Source organism: Neobacillus niacini (genome assembly GCF_048572935.1).
GTDB lineage: Bacteria > Bacillota > Bacilli > Bacillales > Cytobacillaceae > Neobacillus > Neobacillus niacini.
In genome coordinates this window covers 5265690-5281872 of the sequence record NZ_CP183883.1, presented here as the reverse complement: position 1 = coordinate 5281872, position 16183 = coordinate 5265690, and the positions used below count along the sequence as shown (strand labels likewise).

The 16183-nt window shown below is 37.5% G+C and carries 16 protein-coding genes and 1 pseudogene; 14 read left to right on the top strand and 3 right to left on the bottom strand.

Translation table 11 applies throughout. The features are described from left to right. The first annotated feature begins 128 nt into the window (after window positions 1-128). The 5 genes and pseudogenes from ACN6MT_RS25860 to ACN6MT_RS25840 all read left to right on the top strand — a co-directional run bounded on the left by ACN6MT_RS25860 (window position 129) and on the right by ACN6MT_RS25840 (window position 4574). On the top strand, window positions 129-1118 hold the full coding sequence (locus ACN6MT_RS25860) for a phosphotransferase enzyme family protein (RefSeq protein ID WP_419888622.1): 990 nt from the start codon (window positions 129-131) through the stop codon (window positions 1116-1118). Between the two features lie 133 nt (window positions 1119-1251). Next, window positions 1252-1692 carry a MarR family winged helix-turn-helix transcriptional regulator gene (locus tag ACN6MT_RS25855; protein ID WP_063251524.1) on the top strand — a complete coding sequence of 147 codons (441 nt, stop codon included), beginning with the start codon at window positions 1252-1254 and terminating at the stop codon, window positions 1690-1692. Window positions 1693-1789: 97 nt separating this feature from the next. Continuing rightward, complete coding sequence (locus ACN6MT_RS25850; protein WP_419888621.1) at window positions 1790-3484, top strand: M3 family oligoendopeptidase; 1695 nt, start codon at window positions 1790-1792, stop codon at window positions 3482-3484. 385 nt (window positions 3485-3869) lie between these two features. After that, window positions 3870-3941 (top strand): annotated as a pseudogene (locus ACN6MT_RS25845) (hypothetical protein); the annotation flags it as partial. 72 nt (window positions 3942-4013) lie between these two features. Further along, complete coding sequence (locus tag ACN6MT_RS25840) at window positions 4014-4574, top strand: transposase (RefSeq protein ID WP_419956558.1); 561 nt, start codon at window positions 4014-4016, stop codon at window positions 4572-4574. Between the two features lie 254 nt (window positions 4575-4828). On the opposite strand, the gene ACN6MT_RS25835 is transcribed toward ACN6MT_RS25840, so the two are convergent. Further along, window positions 4829-6979, bottom strand: a complete 2151-nt coding sequence (locus ACN6MT_RS25835) for an AAA family ATPase (protein ID WP_419888620.1) — start codon at window positions 6977-6979, stop codon at window positions 4829-4831. A gap of 204 nt (window positions 6980-7183) precedes the next feature. Between ACN6MT_RS25835 and ACN6MT_RS25830 the strand changes: the two genes are divergently transcribed. Then, window positions 7184-8218: a GerAB/ArcD/ProY family transporter gene (locus ACN6MT_RS25830; RefSeq protein WP_419888619.1), complete on the top strand. Its 1035-nt coding sequence runs from the start codon at window positions 7184-7186 to the stop codon at window positions 8216-8218. Window positions 8219-8262: 44 nt separating this feature from the next. On the opposite strand, the gene ACN6MT_RS25825 is transcribed toward ACN6MT_RS25830, so the two are convergent. Continuing rightward, a complete protein-coding gene (locus ACN6MT_RS25825; protein ID WP_419888618.1) occupies window positions 8263-8874 on the bottom strand; it encodes a CPBP family intramembrane glutamic endopeptidase in 612 nt (203 codons plus the stop codon). Between the two features lie 150 nt (window positions 8875-9024). Here ACN6MT_RS25825 and ACN6MT_RS25820 point away from each other — a divergent pair, with 150 nt between their 5' ends. Then, complete coding sequence (locus ACN6MT_RS25820) at window positions 9025-9144, top strand: DUF6254 family protein (protein ID WP_235847045.1); 120 nt, start codon at window positions 9025-9027, stop codon at window positions 9142-9144. A gap of 47 nt (window positions 9145-9191) precedes the next feature. Here the strand turns inward: ACN6MT_RS25820 and ACN6MT_RS25815 are convergent, their stop codons facing one another. Beyond that, window positions 9192-9380: a YkvS family protein gene (locus ACN6MT_RS25815; RefSeq protein ID WP_063251529.1), complete on the bottom strand. Its 189-nt coding sequence runs from the start codon at window positions 9378-9380 to the stop codon at window positions 9192-9194. Between the two features lie 231 nt (window positions 9381-9611). Between ACN6MT_RS25815 and ACN6MT_RS25810 the strand changes: the two genes are divergently transcribed. From ACN6MT_RS25810 to ACN6MT_RS25780, 7 genes are all read left to right on the top strand, one after another. Further along, a complete protein-coding gene (locus ACN6MT_RS25810) occupies window positions 9612-9806 on the top strand; it encodes a hypothetical protein (RefSeq protein ID WP_419888617.1) in 195 nt (64 codons plus the stop codon). A 69-nt stretch (window positions 9807-9875) separates the two neighbouring features. Further along, complete coding sequence (glpK, locus tag ACN6MT_RS25805) at window positions 9876-11366, top strand: glycerol kinase GlpK (protein ID WP_419888616.1); 1491 nt, start codon at window positions 9876-9878, stop codon at window positions 11364-11366. A 324-nt stretch (window positions 11367-11690) separates the two neighbouring features. Further along, on the top strand, window positions 11691-11957 hold the full coding sequence (locus tag ACN6MT_RS25800; protein ID WP_063251531.1) for a phosphocarrier protein HPr: 267 nt from the start codon (window positions 11691-11693) through the stop codon (window positions 11955-11957). After that, window positions 11957-13669, top strand: a complete 1713-nt coding sequence (gene ptsP / locus ACN6MT_RS25795; protein WP_419888615.1) for a phosphoenolpyruvate--protein phosphotransferase — start codon at window positions 11957-11959, stop codon at window positions 13667-13669. The genes ACN6MT_RS25800 and ptsP overlap by 1 nt, the downstream gene beginning before the upstream one ends. A 113-nt stretch (window positions 13670-13782) precedes the next feature. Beyond that, window positions 13783-14568, top strand: coding sequence for an SDR family oxidoreductase (locus ACN6MT_RS25790; protein ID WP_419888614.1), 786 nt, complete (start codon window positions 13783-13785; stop codon window positions 14566-14568). Between the two features lie 88 nt (window positions 14569-14656). Continuing rightward, window positions 14657-15130: a hypothetical protein gene (locus ACN6MT_RS25785; RefSeq protein ID WP_063251534.1), complete on the top strand. Its 474-nt coding sequence runs from the start codon at window positions 14657-14659 to the stop codon at window positions 15128-15130. Between the two features lie 154 nt (window positions 15131-15284). After that, entirely contained in the window at window positions 15285-16163 is an 879-nt protein-coding gene (locus ACN6MT_RS25780; protein WP_419888613.1) for an NAD(P)-dependent oxidoreductase, read from the top strand. The last annotated feature ends 20 nt before the right edge of the window (window positions 16164-16183 follow it).

Here is a 16183-nt window from a genome sequence, read left to right as displayed (position 1 = left end):
ATTATCAATCTTTTAATAATCCTATCTTACATAACTTCTCTAAAAATGAGAAATGGAATGTTTCTAAGTTCGGAATAATTAAATATAATGAGGGAGAGGGACATTTATGAACGATAAAGGGGATTATAATGGAGAAATCAGTTGAAATTTTATTTAACGAACCTATTCTTAATTACTTTCTAGAAATCTTTCATTTGCAACCTGAGGTGAAAAAACTAGGAGATTTTGAGAATTATGTTTTCGAGGCTTATCGTGGGGACACCCCTGTGATTTTGAGAATCACACATAGTTCACATCGGAACAAGGATGAACTGCTTGCTGAGTTAGATTGGATGAATTATTTACATAAACAAAAAGTAAATTGCCCTGAGGCATTCAGCTCATTAAAAAATGAATTAGTTGAAGTCTTGTCAGCTAGTGATGGTTCGTATTTTTATGCCTGTTTGTTTTCCAAGGTACCTGGCACCCCTGTGAAAATTAAAACATCAGAATTTAATAATCAGTTATTTCAGGCGTGGGGCAGAGCGATAGGCCAGATGCATTCTATCACGAAGGAATACCAGCCCAGCAAAGAGATAAAGCTTCGCCCTACTTGGGAGGATGAGGAATTACTAGATATTGAAACCTATGTGCCAAATGAGAAAGAGGTTATTAAGAATACTAAATGGATCATTAAAAGGATAAAATCTCTTTCAAAAACCAAGGATAACTTTGGGCTTATCCATAGTGATATTCATTCAGGCAATTTTTTTTATGATGGTAATTCGGTTTATGTTTTTGATTTTGATGATTGTAGTTATCATTGGTTTGCTTCAGATATTGCAATCCCGCTTTATTATTCCGTTTTATATGGATACCATAGTGCTAGTATAATGGTGCGAGAACAGTTTGCGAGCAATTTCCTATTTCATTTTATAAAGGGGTATGAGGAGCACCACTTATTGCCAGAAGGATGGAAAGAACAGCTGCCATTATTTTTCATGCTAAGAGATATAACTCTTTACTCTGTCCTGCATAAAAAAATCTCACCTGAAGAAAGAGATGATGGAATAAATCAAATGTTAGAGGGATTGAAATCAAGAATTATAAAGAAAGAACCAATTGTAAAACTAGGTTAAATTGACACCAAACCAAAAGTTTTTTATAATAATCTTGAAGTCGAGATAATCAGAAAAGCAGAAGCACCTGTCCAAGGGCTTATGACCCTGGACAAGGTGCTGAGCTAGACATAAATAAAAAGGATGATTCACAATGGAAAATGATTCTGTTTCCCAATCACTGAAGCTTTATATTGTTTTATCCAGAGCTTATAAAGCAATTAATGAGCATGTTAATAAAGTTATTCAAGCAAGCGGATTAAATCCAACCGAATTTGCCGTATTAGAGCTTTTATATCATAAGGGTGATCAGCCTATGCAGCAAATCGGCGGGAAAATATTACTAGCCAGCGGAAGCATCACCTATGTTGTCGATAAGTTAGAACAAAAAGGATTTTTAGTAAGGATTGCTTGCCCTAACGATAGAAGAGTAACCTTTGCACAAATTACCGATAAAGGGAAAGAGTTTATTCAAGAAATCTTTCCAGAACACGCCCAGCAGATTCATTCACTGATGTCTAGTTTGACAGATTCTGAAAAACAGGAAGCAATTGAATTGTTGAAAAAACTTGGTTTGCCAGCTGGTAAATTTTAATACGGCATTTGCCGTATTTTTTTTGTTTGAAGGAATATTAATGGATAGTGTCGAAGAATAAATGTTGGAAAAAGTTTGATATAAAGGAGATGTATCAATGAGATTTGAAGAGTATACATATATCCGGCCAAACCTTGATGAAGTAAAAGCAAGATTTGAGGCCGCAATCGAAAAGTTTGCGAATGCTTCTTCTCTAGAAGAGCAAAGTGCAGCCATGAACGAAGTGAATGAAATTAGAAATGATATTGGGACGATGTTCAATCTTTGCTATATTCGCCATTCTGTTGATACGAATGATGAGTTTTATAAAGCAGAGCAGGATTATATGGATGAAGTTCAGCCTGAAATAGAAGGGCTTGTAACAAAATATTATCAGGCATTAGTAACTTCTAAATTTCGGAGCGAATTAGAAGCGAAATGGGGTAAGCAATTATTTGCGCTCGCAGAAGGACAGTTAAAGACTTTTAAACCAGAAATCGTTCCTTTACTTCAAAAGGAAAACCGTTTATCGACAGAGTATACAAAACTAATTGCTTCAGCAAAAATTAATTTTGAAGGGGAAGAAAGAACACTGGCTCAATTAGAGCCGTTCACTCAATCAACAGACAGAGAAACTAGAAAACTCGCGTCTGAAGCAAAGTTCGGTTTCTTAGCCCAGCATGAAAGCGAGCTAGATCGTATCTATGATGACCTGGTGAAGGTAAGGACTGAAATTGCCCATACATTAGGTTATAAAAATTTTGTTGAACTAGGCTATTATCGAATGATGAGAACGGATTATAATGCTGAAATGGTGGCAAACTTTCGTCAGCAGGTGAAGAACTTTATTGTTCCGATTGCAACGAAACTAAAAAGAAGACAACAGGACCGTATCGGTGTTGAACAGTTAAAATACTACGACGAGGGCTTTAACTATAAAACAGGTAATGCTATTCCAAAAGGCACTCCTGAATGGATTATTGAAAATGGTCAAAAGATGTATGAAGAACTATCTAAGGAAACAGGAGAGTTCTTTAAATTCATGCAGGATAACAACTTAATGGATCTTGTGGCCAAAAAAGGTAAAGCAGGAGGCGGGTATTGTACTTTTATCGAAAACTACAAGGCACCGTTTATCTTTTCAAATTTCAATGGAACCTCAGGGGATATTGATGTACTAACACATGAAGCCGGTCATGCATTCCAGGTTTATTCCAGCAGGAATTTTGAAATCCCTGAATATTATTGGCCAACTTACGAAGCTTGTGAAATTCATTCCATGAGCATGGAATTTTTCACATGGCCATGGATGGACCTTTTCTTTAAGGAAGATACCGATAAATATAAATTTTCGCACCTAAGTGATGCGTTATTATTTCTTCCATATGGAGTTTCCGTAGATGAATTCCAACACTGGGTATATGAAAATTGGCAGGCTTCTCCGGAAGAACGTAAACAGCAATGGCGTGAAATTGAGAAAAAGTATTTGCCGCATAAAGATTATGATGGAAATGCTTATTTAGAGAATGGCGGTTTCTGGCAGCGGCAGGGACATATTTTTAACTCGCCTTTCTATTATATCGATTACACATTAGCTCAGATTTGTGCCCTCCAATTCTGGAAACGTTCGAGGGAAAATCAAGAAGAGGCTTGGGCAGACTATGTAAATCTTTGTAAACTTGGCGGAAGCATGTCATTTACAAAGTTGGTTAGAGAAGCTAATCTGATTTCACCATTTGAGGATGGCTGCGTAGAATCGGTAGTTGGCGAAACTGAAAACTGGTTAAATTCGGTTGAAGATCAAAAATTATAATAACGAAATCAAATAAAAAAAGCGAAGCCTGATGGCTTCGCTTTTTTTTCACTCTGTTGAAAAAAGTCTTTTTTTAATGGACAAAATATGGAAAATCTTAAAAAATCTCCTCGAAGTGAATAAATCGAGGAGGTTTTTTTATGCTTTTCACCTATACTCCTCATCAAGTTGAACAGAATCGGAAGTTTTATCTTAATATGTATGATCCTTCTCATCAACTAGTTCAGATTGATCAGACTATGAACTGGTATCAGCTATATGAAAACCTCAAAGTATACTATCCTAAACCATTCGGTAGTCCCTCGGTATATCCTATTGTAATAGTCAAAATCCTAATGATTCAATCATTGGAAGGATTCCATTCGTTCCGATCACCTGTAAGCAGGTGCAACAAAACGCTACATATAGGTGGTTTTTAGGGATCTCTCCTTTTATTAAAGTTCCGGACCATTCTACTATTTCTAAATTTTTATTTAAGCGATTAGAGGGAACTATTTTCTGGAGAAAGCTCTTCAATGGTCATTTATGTATGTTTCATCAAGAAGGATTTCTCGCCCATCAAACCTGGGTCGCGGATGAAACAGAATTAAAAGCGAATTGTAACAAGAGAAAAAGAGAAGTATGTTTTACAGAAACGATAGTCAAAGAAGCTATGGAAACCTTGAAGAAAATTAATGAGTTTCGTTTTAAGTATGGAAAGAAACCACTGAAAGCAAAAGGAGATAAAAAGATTTATAAACGGACCAATCGAAGTCCAGTTGACCCAGATGCTCGATTATCTGTAAAACACGAAAAACGTGGCCGTTTTGCGTATTTTGAACATCGTATTGTCGATAGCCTTCACAATTTCATTATTTCCGCTGAAGTGACCGCTGCCAATGTTCCCGGACACAAAATACTACCATCCCAGCTGGATTCCTTACGGAATCTTTTTGGTCGTTACAGTAGTGAGATCGCACTTGATGCAGGATACTATAAAGCACGATTAGCAATAGAGTTATTTAAACGGAATATCTTTGCGTATATTTCCTATCGCAGAACGGCAACGAATGAACACCCTCAGTGTCGTCAACGGATACTGTTGGTTTAAGAACCTGTTGATCGGGGCGGAAGGCGCTTGACTCCTGCGGGATGAACGAGCTGAGTGAGACCCCGCAGGTCGGAACGACCGAGGAGGCTCACGGGCGGGCGAGCGGAAAGCATAGCGCCTGGAGCGCAAATCAACAGCCTAGTTTAACACAGCCTCACACGAAAAAACAGGTGAAAATTCAAAAGGATTTCATTGACTAAATTGTTTTTCAACAATATGAAAAAAAGCGAAGCCTGATGGCTTCGCTTTTTTTATTAATGAACGTTTACACTTTCAGCGGATGATACCTTCAATTTGGCACCTTCTAAAATGGCAGCTAACTTATTTGCCTCAGGCTGGTCTAAAATATAGTCTGCAATTTTATCTTCAATTTGTTCCTGTATTACTCTTCGAAGCGGGCGGGCACCAAAAGCTGGATGGTAGCCTAGCTCCGCAAGCTTTTCTTTCGCTTCAAGTGTAATTGTGAATTCAATATCTTGCTCTTTTAATGTTTCTTGTAAATCATTCACCATTAAATCAACAATCTGCATGATATGTTCTTTTTCAAGTGAGTTAAATTCGATAATACTATCAAAACGGTTTAAAAACTCTGGCTTGAAAAAGCTGCCTAAAGAATCCAGGATAGAAGCTTCTTCCATTGCTTCATTTGTTCCAAAGCCAACATGAATGGTTTTGTGTCCCACACCAGCATTGCTTGTCATGATGATCACTGAATCCTTAAAGCTTACTGTTCTTCCTTGACTGTCAGTAAGACGCCCATCCTCAAGAATCTGTAAAAACATATGCTGCACATCTGGATGCGCTTTTTCAATCTCATCTAATAAAATGATGCTGTATGGGTTTCTTCTTACCTTTTCAGTCAGTTGTCCTGCTTCATCATGGCCTACATAGCCTGGAGGAGAACCAATTAATTTGGAAATACTGTGTTTTTCCATATATTCACTCATATCTAAACGAATCATCGATTCAGATGAACCAAATAATTCTTCAGCCAATGTTTTGGAAAGTTCCGTTTTACCAACGCCTGTTGGTCCGACAAAAAGGAAAGAGCCAATCGGACGATTCTTAGATTTTAAGCCGGCACGGCTTCTTCTAATTGCTTTTGAAACCTTCTCTACAGCCTTTATCTGGCCGATGACTTTAGAATTTAAGTTTTCCTCAAGAGCTTTAAGTTTTTGCTGCTCATCCTCTTGTAATTTACCAACAGGAATACCGGTCTTTTGCTCAATAATTTCTTGAATATGTGAAAGTTCTACAACCGGTCTTGTGATCTCTGAAGTTTCATTTAATGATTTCTCAAGCAAGGCTTCTTCATCACGAAGCGAGGCAGCTAATTCGTAGTTTTCATTTTTAAGCGCTGAATCTTTTTGAACAGCAATTTCCTTTAACCGTTTCTCAATCTGATCTTTGCTTTGACCATCTGAAGTAAGATTGATTTTTGAGCCTGCTTCATCAAGTAAATCAATCGCCTTATCAGGTAAGAAGCGATCCTGGATATAACGGTGTGACAACTGCACACAAGCTTTAATCGCTGCGTCAGAGTAGGTTACTTCATGGTAATCCTCGTATTTATTCTTAATTCCTTTTAAGATTTCAATTGCCGCCTCAGGAGTCGGTTCCGCTACTTGAACTGGCTGGAATCGACGTTCTAGAGCGGAATCTTTTTCTATTTGACGATACTCTTTCAGTGTTGTTGCGCCGACAAGTTGAAGTTCACCGCGTGCAAGAGCTGGTTTTAAAATGTTACCCGCGTCCATTGAACCCTCTGCAGAACCTGCTCCTACAAGGAGATGGATCTCGTCAATGAAAAGAATAATATTCTTACGCTCCTGTAATTCTGCGATTAATTGCTTCATTCTTTCTTCAAACTGCCCACGGACACCTGTGTTTGCAACTAAAGAAGCAACATCTAGTAAATAAACTTCTTTATTTTTTAATTTGCCTGGTACCTTTTCATCGACTATTTTCATCGCAAGACCTTCAGCAATAGCTGTTTTCCCAACACCTGGTTCACCAATTAATACTGGATTGTTTTTATTACGGCGATTCAATATTTCAATGACCCTTTTAACTTCTTCATCACGGCCAATCACGGGGTCTATGAGACCAGCTCTGGCCATATTTGTTAAATTGCGGCCAAATTGATCAATAAAGCCGCCCTGACCTTTTTGTGTAGAAGGTATCTGACCATTTAATTGATTATTTTCAGAGCTCTTCATATTGAAAAATAAATCATCAAATGAAAATCCAGGGATGGAATTCATATTGGGACCCATTCCTGAATGAATCATATTTTTATTTTTTGAATAACATTCATGGCACAGCTTCATATTGCTGTGTTGTCCATTAATGTTTATATTTAGTTGAATATTGGCTTGGTTATCTTTACATAATTGACACAGCATAATATAAAACCTCCTAAAAATATATTTACTATTTATTTGACTTTGACTATATTTGACCTTGTGTAATTAGTATACTTTGACCTTTTTTGACTTTCAAGAGTTTTGCTTATGGTAATATTTTCTACTAACAAATTAAGCCAATTTATAAAAAGCTCGTCTTTGTTTGTCCTATTGCTCATATAGTGTATTTGAGGGGGAGATGAGGTGAAAAGGAATTGGTCAGCAGCATTTCAAATCGCTGCCGTGTACGTTGGTACTGTAGTTGGGGCGGGATTTGCTACAGGAAGAGAAATCGTTGAGTTTTTCTCTCGGTTTGGTTTCATTGGCTTTCTGGGTATTTTATTGAGCGGCTACCTCCTTATCGTGTTAGGATCAAAGTTAATGAGAATTGCTGCTCGAATTAACGCAGTATCGTATCAAGAGTTTAATATACACCTGTTTGGGAAATGGGCAGGCAGGGGTATTAATATAATTATGCTTTTTATGCTACTTGGAGTGAGTGCAGTGATGCTTGCTGGTGCCGGAGCAGTGTTTGAGGAGCAGCTAGGACTATCGAAGAATTTAGGGGTTTATATAACAATAATATTATCCTTTATTGTCATGCTGGTTGGCACAAAGGGGTTATTTGCTGTCAATTCGTTTGTAGTTCCCATTATGGTTTGTTTCAGTCTTATGTTAATGTCACTGTCTGTTAAGCAGCCCGATTTTGTTAATCATTTATTATTGGTACCACATACGGAGGACGGCTGGAAAAGTTTATTAGCACCGTTTTCTTATACAGCATTAAACCTGGCATTAGCACAAGCTGTGCTTGTTCCAATTGCAAATGAAATTAAGGATGATTGGACAATAAAGTGGGGAGGTATTTTAGGAGGGGCGGCTTTAACTCTTATCTTAATATCCAGCCACTTTACCTTGATCATGCTCCCAAATTTTGAGCTTTATGAGATACCGATGGCCATAATTATGAAGCAAATTGCGCCTTTCTTTTATTGGATATTTGTCCTTGTTATTTATGGTGAAATCTTTACATCAGTCATTGGAAATGTTTTTGGATTGGACCGTCAATTAAAGCAGTATGTTCAAGTTCCTACATTCCTTACAATTTCAGCCATTTTCTTCGTTTCATATATGATCAGTCTTATTGACTATAGCAAGCTGCTGTCTAATCTTTATCCAATGTTTGGCTATATTAGTCTAATCTTTTTTATACTACTATGGAGGAAGCCTCTGAAATGATAAAAATAGGAAAAGCATTGTCGTTATTTTGACAAGTGCTTTTCCTATTTTAACGGCAAAATAATAAAGATCATGATGTCAAAGACAATATGTGAAACAATAACTAGAGGCATACTTTTCTTCCATAGATATAGTGCACCCCACATAAGACCAGAAAGGAATGCAGCAAGCATTAGGATTATCGTTCCCGAGTAAATATGAACCGAAGCATAAAGCAGAGCAGCAATTAAAATACTCTTTAATGGACCAAAATAGCGAAGTAATCTTTTTTGAACAAATCCACGCCAAAAGAGTTCTTCTCCAGGTGCTGCTACTAAAATGAGTGCCAGGTATTGCCAAAATAATGCAGGGGCAAACCAGCGGTAGAGTTTCTTAATACTATTTTCAAAAGGCAGATTTAGCAGGTCAAAGGCTTGTACTCCCAGCCAAAATAAGAAATAGAGAATTAGTCCCGATATTGTACCGATGGTGATATATTTAAAAAATGACGCTTCATCCTCGACAGCTTCTTGAAACATAGCGTATGTAATCAATATAAGTAGTGAACCGGTAAAGATGTACCAGAATATGGCTCGGTCATAAAAGGTGAAATACATAAGAGCATGAGCAATGATTAACCCAAAGATTAACCGAAGATCAAAAAAGCTATTTTTCACTTACTATTACCTCCTTTCTAACAATAAAATTTATTTTAACAAAAAAAATTTATGAAAGGAAATGTTTACATCACACTTTTGTTCGAATCCAATAAATAAGAATAAAAAAATTGCAAAAAATATGAAGGTCAAAGGAAAGGAGGAACAACAATGAGCAAATCCCAAAGCCAGCAAGAGCGAGAATGGACAGTTCGTAAACAAGACCAAAATCCACACGGAAAAGTGAAATCCAAAGATCAACTGTTAAAAGAAGCTGGACGAGAAAAATAATAACTAAAAAGGCAGCCTTTGGCTGCCTAAACTACCAAGCTATTAAATTAATAAGCGCTTTCTTTTACAATCTTATAATTTTTATGATTCACAACAGTCCGCTGATCCAATTCTAGATCACGATAATTATCCATGAGTGTTAGGTCGACTATTACAGAGTTTTCATTGACCTTTTCTACAATACCTTTTAATCCGCCTCGAAATTCAATGACATTACCTACTTCTGCTTTTTTCAATTAGTCTCTCTCCTTTACCTGACAATCTATATATATTCATTTAAGTAACAGTTTGCACTACTTTGTATGTTTCGTAAAGGCTTTTTTTTGACAATTTTGTTAATTACTTATAAAAATTATAAAAAAATGCAATCGTTTACATTTAAAGAAGAAATTTTTATAGAAGATCATACAAATATTGACTATGATCATGCGCCTTACTATAAAATGGTACTAAAGGTGGTGCCGTTTATGAATGAACAGTTTGTACAAGAAATCTTGGAAAAATTAAAAAAAGGTGAGCTATCAGAGTTCTATGTTAAGAAAGAAGAATTTATGGTTTTTCGTCAAGTCCTTGTCAAAAGAGATGACTTTAAACATTTTCGAGGTATAGGTCAGCGAGGTGGAGATGTGTTATATCATTACCTGCAGGAACCTAGAAGTTAAGAAGAAAGTGTACCTAGTAAAAGTATTAGAAATTGAAACTAAACTATATCGTGAATAGGGGGGATCTTTTTGGAGACGTTTATTCTCTCTATAGACCAAGGAACTACAAGCTCTAGGGCTATTCTATTTAATAAACAAGGTGAAATTGTTTTTATTGCACAAAAAGAGTTTACTCAGCATTTTCCTAAACCTGGCTGGGTGGAGCATAACGCAAACGAAATTTGGGGCTCAGTTTTATCAGTTATTGCTGAAGTAATGTCTGAATCAGGAGTCAAACCAGAGCAAATTGCTGGAATAGGTATCACTAATCAACGAGAAACTACGGTGATTTGGGATAAGGAGACAGGAGAGCCTATCTATCACGCAATCGTATGGCAATCAAGACAAACAAGTGAGATTTGTGAGGAGTTAAAAGTAAAGGGCTATGACGACCTTTTTCGCTCAAAAACAGGTCTTTTAATAGACGCATATTTCTCAGGAACAAAAGTTAAATGGATCTTGGATCATGTTGATGGTGCACGTAAGAAAGCATTACAGGGTAAACTTTTATTTGGGACTATTGATACCTGGATTGTATGGAAACTTTCGGGAGGTCAAGCACATGTAACGGATTATTCCAATGCCTCTAGAACATTAATGTTTAATATTTATGACCTCCAATGGGATGATGAATTATTGGAGATATTGGACGTTCCAAAATCTATGCTGCCTGAAGTTATGCCTTCATCTGCTATATATGCAAAAACAATTGATTATCATTTTTTCGGGAGAGAGACACCCATCGCAGGGATAGCTGGTGACCAGCAAGCTGCACTCTTCGGGCAAGCGTGTTTCGAAAAAGGGATGGCTAAGAATACTTACGGTACTGGTTGTTTTATGCTGATGAATACCGGTGATAGGGCCGTACGATCTAAAAATGGTTTACTGACAACGATAGCATGGGGACTTAACGGTAAGGTTGAATATGGACTTGAAGGAAGTATTTTTGTAGCTGGGTCTGCTATTCAATGGCTCCGTGACGGATTAAGGATGTTTAAAGACGCTATAGATAGTGAGTCCTATGCAGTTAAGGTGAATTCCACAGAGGGTGTATATGTGGTTCCGGCGTTTGTCGGATTGGGGACACCTTACTGGGATAGTGATGTAAGAGGGGCTGTTTTTGGCTTAACAAGAGGAACTACAAAAGAACATTTTGTCCGGGCCACACTCGAATCATTAGCCTATCAAACAAAAGATGTACTATCTGCAATGGAAGCCGATTCCCTAATAGAACTTAAAACCCTTCGAGTAGACGGCGGCGCTGTAAAAAATAATTTTTTAATGGAATTCCAAAGTGATATTTTAAATGTACCTGTAGAAAGACCGAAAGTGAATGAAACAACCGCACTTGGAGCAGCATATCTAGCTGGATTGGCGGTCGGCTTTTGGGGGAGCCAAGATGAAATTTCTAAGCAATGGACAACTGAACAAAAGTTCTTACCAAAAATGACTGATATGGAGCGAAGTAGTCTCTATGATGGATGGAAAAAGGCAGTTAAAGCAGCAATGGTCTTTAAATAGCCTTAAATAAGATAATTTTTGCAGAGAAGTTTTATGTTACGTTCTATTATTTTTATGGCTAATTTGTGAACTTTTAAAAAAAAACGATTTGTCGATTTTTTAATGCGCTTACAAAAAGTATTATTGGTTGTCTCAAGTGTTTGAACATGTTATTCTAGCAAATGTATGAAATTCTAATAATAAAATGAGGCTCGCAAGCATACATACTTCATTTCCTTTTGGAGAAACTATAACAATTAGCTCAGTTTTTTTATCTGACTATAAGCTGTTAGATATGCGATAGCCAGCATCATTTTACATTAATGAGAAGGAGTTTGATTTAACATGGCAGAAAAACAATTTAAAGTAACAGCTGATACAGGGATTCATGCTAGACCAGCAACATTACTTGTGCAAACTGCAAGCAAATTTGATTCTGAAATCAATTTAGAATATAAGGGTAAAAAAGTTAACTTAAAATCGATTATGGGTGTTATGTCTTTAGGAATTGGACAAGGTGCAGATATTGCTATCAGTGCAGAAGGCAGTGACAGTGAGGAAGCTCTAAGAAGCCTTGAAGAATTATTGAAAAAAGAAGGATTGGCTGAGTAATGGCATTTTTACAGGGAATTGCTGCTTCCAATGGCATTGCCATTGCAAAAGCATATCGGTTAGTAGAACCAAATTTATCATTTGAAAATAAGACCATTGAAGATACGACTTCAGAGGTAGCTCGTTTTCAAGCGGCAATAGAGAAATCTAAAGCAGAACTTGAGGCTATTCGTGATCGCGCCAAGGTTGAACTTGGTGCGGATAAAGCAGCTATCTTTGAGGCACATTTACTTGTCCTCACGGATCCAGAATTAAACGGACCGATTGAAGATAAGATTAAGACAGAAAAAGTAAATGCTGAAGCCGCATTGAAAGATACTGCTGACATGTTTGTTATGATGTTTGAACAAATGGACAATGAGTATATGAAGGAACGTGCTGCGGATATCCGAGATGTAACAAAACGCGTCCTTTCACATTTACTAGGTGTGCAACTGGTAAATCCAAGCATGATTGCAGAAGAAGTAATCATTGTTGCTGAGGATTTAACTCCTTCTGATACTGCTCAATTAAACAGACAGTATGTGCTAGGATTTACTACTGATATTGGCGGACGCACTTCACATTCTGCGATTATGGCTCGTTCGATGGAGATACCTGCTGTTGTAGGGACAAAAACCGCTACTGAAGAAATCAACAATGGTGATTTGGTCATTGTCGATGGTCTAAAAGGTGAAGTACATATTAACCCGACTCCAGAACTCGTGGCAGAATACCGCAAAATCCATGAGCAATTTGAAGCTCAAAAGATAGAGTGGGCAAAGCTTGTTAATGAGAAAACGGTATCAGCTGACGACCATCATGTTGAATTAGCGGCAAATATCGGAACTCCTAATGATTTAAAGGGTGTTATCGCAAATGGTGGGGAAGGTGTAGGGTTATACCGAACTGAGTTCCTTTACATGGGCAGAGACCAGCTTCCTACGGAAGAAGAACAATTTGACGCTTATAAAGCAGTCTTAGAAGGTATGAATGGGAAACCAGTTGTTGTTCGTACTTTGGACATCGGCGGCGATAAAGAGCTTCCATATCTTCAACTTCCAAAAGAACTTAATCCGTTTTTGGGATTCCGAGCTATTCGTTTATGTTTAGAGGAGCAAGATATTTTCCGTACCCAGCTTAGAGCGCTTCTCCGTGCCAGCAGCTATGGAAACTTAAAAATTATGTTCCCGATGATTGCAACTCTAGATGAATTCCGTGAAGCAAAAGCGATTCTTGAAGAGGAAAAGCAAAAGCTTATTGCTGCAGGACAAACAGTTTCAGAAAGAATTGAACTGGGAATCATGGTTGAAATTCCATCGACTGCCGTTTTAGCAGATCAATTTGCTAAAGAGGTTGACTTCTTTAGTATTGGAACAAATGACTTAATCCAATATACAATGGCAGCAGACCGAATGAATCAACGTGTGTCTTATCTTTATCAGCCATATAGCCCATCGATTTTACGATTGGTTAAAATGGTTATCGATGCAGCACATGCAGAGGGTAAATGGGCAGGAATGTGCGGTGAAATGGCTGGGGACGAAACAGCGATACCACTTCTTCTTGGTCTTGGATTAGACGAATTTTCAATGAGTGCTACGTCAATTTTAAAAGCACGTTCACAAATTAAAAAGTTGAACAAATCCGAAATGGAGAGCCTGGCTAATCAAGTCTTAAATATGCAAACAACCGCTCAAGTAATTGAAGCAGTTAACAATGCTACAAAATAGAATTGATTTGAAAGAGACAGTATAATTCTGTCTCTTTTTTTTGTACATGTTTTAGGAATTAGAGGAAATTTTTAGTATAATGAGGATAGACAGGTTCAAGGAGGATGAGTCGGATGGATTTGAATTTGAGCGGAAAAACAGCTCTTGTTATGGCTTCCAGTCAGGGCTTAGGATTTGCTATTGCAGAACGACTAGTCAAAGAGGGTACAAATGTAATGATCTCTGGCCGAGATGAGGAAAAACTTATAAAGAAGGCTGCAGAGTTAGAATCTATTGGTCTCGGTAAAGTTGCTTTTCAAAAAGCAGATATAACCGAAACTAAAGATATTAAGAGGCTTGTTTCTAAAACAATTGAGGTATTCGGAAGTCTTCATATTCTTATCAATAATGCAGGTGGTCCACCGGCTGGGTCTTTCGAGGATTTAACCGATGAAGATTGGGAAAATGCATTTGAACTAAATTTATTATCCTATATTCGTGCTATTCGTGAAGCATTACCATACTTAAAAAAGCAAGGCGGTAAGGTTCTTAATATTGCGTCCTCTTCGATAAAGGAACCGATACCTGGATTAATACTCTCCAACACCTTTCGGACAGGGATTGTAGGACTCTCCAAAACTTTGGCCTCAGAATTGGCACCACATAATATTTTAATTAATACAATTGCACCTGGACGAATTGCAACCGACCGCGTCAGACACTTAGATCAATTTACTGCAGATAAACAGGGGATAGATGTAGAAAGTGTTGAGTTGACCATGAAAGCGCAAATTCCGCTAAAGCGATATGGAACACCTGAGGAATTTGCCAATGTAGCAGTATTCCTCCTTTCCGATGCTAATAGCTATATGACAGGAAGTTCTTTTTTAGTTGATGGGGGTATGATTAAATCTATTTAACTATCTCATATACTTCCAATAACGACCTCGCTTAACGTTTATTACCAGAAATATTTGGCTAAGGTAAAAACATAAAGGAGTGTTTATCATGCGGAGAAGTATAAAAATGTTTTTTGTTTTAATAAGTATGATTCTATTAGGCACAACACTAACCGGGTGTGGAATTCCCCTATCAAAGGAACTGATTGTCAATCGTTACGCGGATGCCTTGTTAACAAAAAATAATGAACTTCAATTTCGATTTAGAATTAATAATGAGATATTGGATAGACATGAATTATATAAAGTCAAAGTTACCATTCATGATGATCGTTTGGCTTCGGCGATAGGTAAGCGTGAAATAATATATGGTGAAGAACAAGTTCTCAATGGTGAATATTTGGAGGTCAAGGGTAAAAGTGAAAAATATATTTTCATGGACCCGCTGCCGTTAAAAAATGACTTACACATACATGAGCTTCAAACAATGATAGAAAAAAATCAGGCAGTTTCAATCGAGATATATAACAACCAAGAAGTTTTTGGAAGAGTGTACCTAACAAATTTTTCGTCAGAGCTGTGAAAAATGTGTTTATCACTTTTTTATCTAGGAGAGACTAAAAAGGTGCATAAATTTGGAGATTGAGCACGATAACCGGAAAGTACTTAGTTCCGGTTTTTTTGTGTTAAAAATTATATAATTATGAAGGAAATTCATAATCGGAGGATTGATCCTATTGTTTACTCCAGAAAATACTATTATTGGTTTCATTGGGACAGGCGTAATGGGAAAAAGTATGGCAGGACATTTAATGGCTGCTGGTTATCCATTAATTGTTTATTCAAGGACAAAGGAAAAGGCGTTGGAACTGTTAGAAAAAGGTGCAGAGTGGGGGGGAACTCCACGAGAGGTAGCTCGAAAGGCAAATGTTGTTATTACCATGGTTGGCTATCCCACTGACGTTGAAGAGATTTACTTAGGAAAAGATGGATTGGTAAGTCATGCTAAAGCGGGAAGTTACCTCGTTGATATGACAACTTCAGCTCCATCACTGGCAGTAAAAATATTTAAGGCTGCGAAAGAAAGAGGAATACATACCATTGATGCACCTGTTTCTGGCGGGGATGTAGGAGCAAAGGAAGCGAAGCTGTCTATTATGGTTGGCGGAGAGGAAGCGGACGTGGAGGCCATAAGACCATTGTTAAATTTGATGGGATCAACTATCGTCTACCAGGGTAAAGCCGGTGCAGGTCAGCACACCAAAATGTGCAACCAAATCGCGATTGCCTCTAATATGATAGGTGTTTGTGAAGCGATCGTATATGCTGAAAAAGCAGGGTTAAACCCAGAATCCGTTTTAAAAAGTATAACAACTGGCGCTGCAGGAAGCTGGTCATTGAGCAACCTGGCACCAAGAATGCTTGATGGTAACTTTGAACCCGGGTTTTATATAAAACATTTTATTAAAGATATGAAAATTGCCTTAGATGAAGCAGCGCAAATGGACATGAAAGTTCCTGGTTTAGATTTGGCCAAGAAGCTTTATGTCCAACTTGCTGAACTGGGTGAGGAAAATAGTGGAACACAAGCTCTTTATAAATATTGGAAGTCCTAACCGGCTTGAATAAATAGCTC